Origin of the sequence: Paraburkholderia sediminicola, from assembly GCF_046026895.1 — a bacterium.
Taxonomy (GTDB): Bacteria; Pseudomonadota; Gammaproteobacteria; order Burkholderiales; family Burkholderiaceae; genus Paraburkholderia; species Paraburkholderia sediminicola_C.
Map to the genome: position 1 here is coordinate 64,405 of NZ_JAQQEU010000038.1, position 6,835 is coordinate 71,239.

Annotated in this window: 5 protein-coding genes; all 5 read right to left on the reverse strand. The window is 64.2% G+C overall.

Features of this window, described 5'->3' with window-relative positions:
* Positions 1-97: 97 nt before the first annotated feature.
* Entirely contained in the window at positions 98-1,381 is a 1,284-nt protein-coding gene (gene eno / locus PQR02_RS24570; RefSeq protein ID WP_042322785.1) for a phosphopyruvate hydratase, read from the reverse strand.
* Between the two features lie 224 nt (positions 1,382-1,605).
* On the reverse strand, positions 1,606-2,460 hold the full coding sequence (kdsA, locus tag PQR02_RS24575; protein WP_149668182.1) for a 3-deoxy-8-phosphooctulonate synthase: 855 nt from the start codon (positions 2,458-2,460) through the stop codon (positions 1,606-1,608).
* Entirely contained in the window at positions 2,457-4,130 is a 1,674-nt protein-coding gene (gene pyrG / locus PQR02_RS24580; RefSeq protein ID WP_408237139.1) for a CTP synthase, read from the reverse strand. Before pyrG ends, kdsA begins: the two co-directional genes overlap by 4 nt.
* A gap of 303 nt (positions 4,131-4,433) precedes the next feature.
* On the reverse strand, positions 4,434-5,237 hold the full coding sequence (locus PQR02_RS24585) for an alpha/beta fold hydrolase (RefSeq protein WP_408237142.1): 804 nt from the start codon (positions 5,235-5,237) through the stop codon (positions 4,434-4,436).
* Positions 5,238-5,408: 171 nt separating this feature from the next.
* Positions 5,409-6,835, reverse strand: a 1,427-nt coding sequence (locus PQR02_RS24590) for a ComEC/Rec2 family competence protein (RefSeq protein WP_408237145.1), incomplete at its 5' end; no start/stop codon positions are given.

The window sequence follows — 6,835 nt, forward strand, 5'->3', positions numbered from 1 at the left end:
CGCGCCGCCCTGCGCTATACGCAGGGCGGCGAGGTCAATCAGAGACGAAGGATGACCGGCTCATCGGTCAGCGCCAGCAACATGGCCACAAATGGCCTTAGCGCAGATTGTAGAACGCCGACTTGCCCGGGTAGCTGGCGATATCACCGAGATCTTCTTCGATGCGCAGCAACTGGTTGTACTTCGAGATGCGGTCCGAACGCGACAGCGAACCCGTCTTGATCTGACCGGCGTTCAAGCCGACTGCGATATCCGCGATCGTCGAATCTTCGGTTTCGCCCGAGCGGTGCGAGATCACGGCCGTGTAGCCGGCGCGCTTGGCCATTTCGATTGCCGCGAAGGTTTCCGTCAACGTGCCGATCTGGTTGATCTTGATCAGGATCGAGTTGGCGATGCCTTTCTCGATGCCTTCCTTCAGGATGCGCGTGTTGGTGACGAACAGATCGTCGCCGACCAGCTGGACCTTCTTGCCGAGCTTGTCGGTCAGCGTCTTCCAGCCCGCCCAGTCGCTTTCGTGCATGCCGTCTTCGATCGACACGATCGGGAACTTGTCGGCGAGGTTCGCGAGGTAGTCCGCGAATTCCGTCGACGACAGTTGCAGGCCTTCGCCGGCCAGCTGGTACTTGCCGTCGTGGTAGAACTCGCTCGCCGCGCAGTCGAGCGCGAGCAGCACGTCTTCACCGGCGCGGTAGCCTGCTTTCTCGATCGCTTGCAGGATGGTCGACAGGCACTCGTCGTTGCTGCCGAAGTTCGGTGCGAAACCGCCTTCGTCGCCCACCGCCGTGCTCATGCCGCGATCCGACAGGATCTTCTTCAACGCGTGGAACACTTCGGCGCCGCAGCGCAGTGCTTCGCGGAAGGTCGGCTGGCTGACCGGCACGATCATGAATTCCTGGATATCCAGGCTGTTGTTCGCGTGTGCGCCGCCGTTGACGATGTTCATCATCGGCACCGGCAGTTGCATCGCGCCCGAGCCGCCGAAGTAGCGGTACAGCGGCAGGCCGGCTTCTTCAGCGGCGGCCTTCGCGACGGCCATCGACACGGCCAGCATCGCGTTCGCGCCGAGGCGCGACTTGTTGTCGGTGCCGTCGAGTTCCAGCAGGGTCTTGTCGAGGAAAGCCTGCTCGGAAGCGTCCAAGCCCATGATCGCTTCGGAGATTTCCGTGTTGATGTGCTCGACGGCCTTCAGCACGCCCTTGCCGCCGTAACGGCCGGCTTCGCCGTCGCGCAGTTCAATGGCTTCACGCGAACCCGTGGACGCACCCGACGGCACCGCGGCGCGGCCCATCGTGCCCGACTCGAGCAGCACGTCGCATTCGACGGTGGGGTTGCCTCGCGAATCGAGAATCTCTCGACCGATGATATCTACGATAGCACTCATGGTTTCCTCAAGAAATGACGTTGAATTCTGTACTGTGACACTGTACCGGGCACGTCGATCCGGAGTTAGCGCTTTAGCGCTTATCCCGGTCCCACGCAGCGCACCGGTCTCCCCGACAGACAACTCGCGCGCCGATACGTTCGACGACCATTGCGTGCATTCGCCGCACGCCACTGACGGTGCCCATCATGCAAGCCAATCGTGACACGCGGCGAACGTCTGAATCAGTTGAAATCGCTCTCGAGGAACGGCGCGCGCTTGACGGCCTGGTCGAGCGTCAACAGCGTTTCGAGCAGATCGGCCATGCGGTTCAGAGGCACCGCATTCGGGCCGTCCGATTTGGCCTGCGCCGGATTCGGATGCGTTTCCATGAAGAGGCCGGCGACGCCGACCGCGACCGCGGCACGCGCGAGCACGGGCACGAATTCGCGCTGACCGCCCGAGCTCGTGCCCTGGCCGCCCGGCAACTGCACCGAGTGGGTGGCGTCGAACACGACCGGCGCGTTGGTTTCGCGCATGATCGCGAGCGAGCGCATGTCCGACACGAGGTTGTTATACCCGAACGACACGCCACGCTCGCACGCCATGAAGCGGTCTTCCGACAGACCCGCTTCGCGCGCCGCGTCGCGCGCCTTGTCGATCACGTTCTTCATGTCGTGCGGCGCGAGAAACTGGCCCTTCTTGATGTTGACCGGTTTGCCCGAACGCGCGCAAGCGTGGATGAAGTCGGTTTGACGGCACAGGAAAGCCGGCGTTTGCAGCACGTCGACCACCGAGGCGACCTGTTCGATCTCGTGCTCGGCGTGAACGTCGGTCAGCACCGGCAGGCCGAGCTGACGCTTCACTTCCGACAGGATGCGCAAACCTTCGTCCATGCCCAGACCACGGAACGACTTGCCGCTGCTGCGATTGGCCTTGTCGTACGACGATTTGTAGATGAACGGAATGTTCAGCTTCGCGCAGATTTCCTTCAGGCGGCCCGCGGTGTCGATCGTCATTTGCTCGGATTCGACGACGCAGGTGCCCGCGATCAGGAAAAACGGCTTGTCGAGCCCGATTTCGAAATCGCCCAGTTTCATGCTTTCTCCCCGACTTCGGCCGCCGTGCGCGACTGATGATGCGCGAGCGCCGCCTCGACGAACGACTTGAACAGCGGATGGCCATCACGCGGCGTGGACGTGAATTCCGGGTGGAACTGCACGCCGACGAACCACGGGTGCATGCTGCGCGGCAGTTCCATCATTTCCGGCAGATCTTCACTCGGGGTACGAGCGCTGATGATGAGGCCGCCGGCTTCGAGCTGGGGCACGAAGCGGTTATTGACTTCATAACGGTGGCGATGGCGTTCGTTCACGTCCTTGCCGTAGATCTCCTCGGCCATCGTGCCGGGCTTGATCGGGCAACGTTGCGAACCAAGGCGCATCGTACCGCCCAGATCCGATTCTTCGGTGCGCTTCTCGACACGGCCTTCGCGGTCGTACCACTCGGTGATCAGCGCGACCACGCGGTTTTCGGTTTCCTGATCGAACTCGGTGCTGTTCGCATCCTTCAGGCCGACCACGTCGCGGGCGAATTCGATCACAGCCAGTTGCATGCCGAGGCAGATGCCGAGATACGGCACCTTGGCTTCACGCGCATAGCGGATCGCGGCGATCTTGCCTTCGGTGCCGCGACGGCCGAAGCCGCCCGGCACGAGCACCGCATCGAGATGCTTGAGGCTCTCGACGCCTTGCGTCTCGACCTCTTCGGAATCGATGTATTCGATGTTGACGCGCGTTGCCGTATGCATCGACGCATGGCGCAGCGCTTCGATCAGCGACTTGTACGATTCGGTCAGATCGACGTACTTGCCGACCATGCCGATCGTCACTTCGTGCTTCGGATGCTGCAGCTTCTCGACGAGGGCCGACCACATCGACAGATCGGCGGGCTTCGGCGTGAGCTTCAGCTCTTCGCAGATGATCGCGTCCAGATCCTGGTCGTGCAGCATCTGCGGAATCTTGTAGATGCTGTCCGCGTCCCACACGGAGATCACCGCGTCTTCCGGCACGTTCGAGAACATCGAGATCTTCGCGCGCTCGTCGTCCGGAATGCGGCGGTCGGCGCGGCACAGCAGCACGTGCGGCGAGATACCGATTTCGCGCAGCTTCTGCACGCTGTGCTGGGTAGGCTTGGTCTTGAGTTCGCCGGCCGTGGCAACCCAGGGCACCAGCGTGAGGTGCACGAAGCACGCGCTGTTGCGGCCCATGCGCAGGCTCATCTGACGCGCGGCCTCGAGGAACGGCAGCGATTCGATATCGCCCACCGTGCCGCCCACTTCGACGATCGCGACATCCGGCTCGCCGCACGTCGCAGAAGCTGCGCCGCGCTCGATGAATGCCTGGATTTCGTTCGTGATGTGCGGGATGACCTGCACCGTCTTGCCGAGATAATCGCCGCGGCGTTCCTTGCGGATCACCGATTCGTAAATCTGGCCCGTGGTGAAGTTGTTGGCCTTGCGCATCTTCGTGCTGATGAAGCGCTCATAGTGGCCGAGGTCGAGGTCGGTTTCAGCTCCGTCTTCCGTCACGAACACTTCGCCGTGCTGGAACGGGCTCATCGTGCCGGGGTCGACGTTGATGTACGGATCGAGCTTGAGGAGGGTGACTTTAAGACCGCGCGATTCGAGGATCGCGGCGAGGGAAGCGGCGGCAATACCCTTGCCGAGGGAAGATACTACGCCGCCGGTGACGAAAACATATTTGGTCATCGCTGGATGCTCGCGGGAAAAACGGATTATACCGTAAAGCAAGGGCCCGACCCAGCAAAATCCGACCGGGATCTGCACGCTCGTGTGTCACTGCGGCGGCCGTCGCGGCGCATCGGTCATGCGCTGTTTTTCGTGGCGCGCTTCTGTGATTGTGTGCAACGGCAAATGGGGTTGCACACACGCCCGCCGACAGCCGCAAGCTTGACCGCGCGCGCCGGGGCATCAGCCGAAAAGTGATGGCGAGCCGTCCCGGCATGCGCCGCGCGGCGCTCTATCCGATCCGCCTGCGCCCGCCGCGTGGCGTCAAGCGCGCCGCTCCAGTTCGTGCAACATCCGCTGCACCGCGCGCGCGGTTTCGAGCGGCTTTTCCATCGGATAAAGATGGCTGCCTTCGATCCATTCCACATGACCGCCGGTGGCCCGGCGAGTGGCGTCGAGGCCCGCCTGGCGGATTTCCTTCGAGCGCGTGCCGGCGATGAACCCGACCGGCACCGGCGCGCCGCGTGCGAGCCGCGCGCCGAGCGTGTGCGGCAGAGTCCTGTAAATCTGATATTCGATGCGGCGGTCGAAGGCGAGCGAGCGGCCGCCGTCGGGCGAAGTCTGCGGAACGCCGAAGTCGATATAGTCGGACAGCATGCGCTCGTCCCAGCGCGCGAATGCCGGCTTCGAGTGGAAGTGGCGCCACGCTTCGTCGCGGCTCGCCCAGCGGGTGCGGCGCTTGCGCGTGGCGGCCGCGGGCGAGAGGCGCTCGTCGAGCCCGGTCCATTGCGACACGCGCAGCATGCTGCTCCGCCAGCCGGCGATCACCGGCGAATCGAGCATCACCACGCCCCTCACCCATTGCGGCTTTTTCAGCGCGGCCATCAGCGACAGATAACCGCCGAGCGAGTGCCCGACCAGCCAGACCGGGTGCTCGTAAGCGCGGCCGATGTCGTCGAGTAGCTGCTCGACCAGATGCGGCCAGTCCTGGGTCACCGGGAAACGGACATCGTGGCCGATCCGCTCGATCGAACGCAGGTCATAGTCGTCGGCCAGTTCGGCGAAGATGGTCCGGTAGGTCGACGCTGGGAAGCCGTTGGCGTGCGAAAAATGAATGATGTTTTTCAAATGCGGCAATCTCCGGTTCTGATTTTTTGGGCACGGATTGGCGCGTGCGCTTTTTCGCGAGTGCTTTTTCGTGAGTGCTTCCTGCATGCCCTCGTGCAGCCACTGCGACGTGGGTGGCGCGGCTCTCTGCGTCCTGCATGTCCAGAAGGGGGCGGCCCATTCGTCGAGCCGTCAACGATCCATCCAGTAGCGGCGCTGCGTGTCGCGATAGCGCTCGAGCAACAGCGTGGCGCCTTGCGGATCCGTGCTCACGTCGACCCGCACCGCGCCGTCCGTATCGCTGCGCCCCAGCTCGATATGGCGCGCTTTGTAACGCTCGAACACCCCTGCGTTCGGATGCTGGAAGCGGTTGCGATAGCCTACCTGAAATAACGCGATGGACGGCTCGATAGAGTCGAGGAACGGCTCAGTCGACGAGGTCCTGCTGCCGTGATGCGGCACGACCAGCACCTGCGCGCGCAATGCGTCGCGATCGCGCGCTAGCAGCACGCGTTCGGCCGGTGCCTCGATGTCCGCCGTCAGCAAGGCTGCGATGCGCGGCAATGCAGGTTGAGCAGGCGGTTCCATTTGCGAACGCGCTGCCGTTTGCGACGGCGGTACTGGTTCAGGCGGCGGTGCTGATTGAGGCGGCGGTGCTGGTTGCGGCGGCGGTGCTGATTGAGGTGGCGCTGCCGTTTGAAGAGACCATGCCGCTTGCCGACGCACTGCCGTTTGCGCAGACGTTCCCGTTCGAGAAAACGCTCCTGCCTCGCTCGCGGCGACTGGCATCGTACTGACTCGCAACACGCAACAATGCGCGTTCGGTTTGCCGTGCAACGGGCCGGCATCCGGCCACAGCATCGCAAACTCGACGCCGTCCCACTGCCAGCGCTGCCCTGCCGCGCACGGCACCGTCTGCGCGCCACGCTGCCGCGCGCTCGACCACAGTGCGTTGTCCGGCGCCAACGCGGCCACCAGCTGATGCACGTCGATCGCATCGAGCACGGCGGGTGCGCCACCCGAATGGTCGGAGTCGGCGTGGCTGATGATCAGCGTGTCGAGCGCCGTGACGCCATGCGCCTGCAGGAACGGCACGACCACTCGCTCGCCCGCATGGGTCGACTCCGGGCCCGGTCCCGCATCGAACAGCAAGGCGTGATGCGCGGTTTCGACCAGCACGGAGCTGCCCTGTCCGACATCCAGCGAGGTCAGACGGAAGCTGCCCGGCGGCGGACCGGGCGGCGCCGGCATCAGCAGCGGCAGCCAGGTCAGCGGTGCGGCCCAGCGCAGCGGCCAGCCACGTGGCGCGAGACACCAGAACACGCCGAACGTTGCCGCGGCGAGCGTCCATGCGTCCGGTTGCGGCAGCCGCCAGAGCGCCCAGGCGGGGCCGGACAACATATGCAGGCCGACGGCCAGCAGCTCGAGCAGCAGATGCGCGGCGTGCCACAGCCAGGTATCCAGCGGCGCGGGCAATGCCACGCCGGCCAACACCGCCGGCGTGACCAGCAGACTGACCCACGGAATCGCAAAAGCGTTCGCGAGCGGACCGATCAGCGGAATCTGCGCGAACCAGTAGACGGTCAGCGGCGCGAGTGCGAGCGTTACCGCGACCTGCA

Excerpts from the sequence above, each read along its gene's own strand:
- eno (WP_042322785.1), bottom strand. The coding sequence starts at position 1,381 with ATGAGTGCTATCGTAGATATCATCGGTCGAGAGATTCTCGATTCGCGA.
- kdsA (WP_149668182.1), bottom strand. The coding sequence starts at position 2,460 with ATGAAACTGGGCGATTTCGAAATCGGGCTCGACAAGCCGTTTTTCCTG.
- pyrG (WP_408237139.1), bottom strand. The coding sequence starts at position 4,130 with ATGACCAAATATGTTTTCGTCACCGGCGGCGTAGTATCTTCCCTCGGC.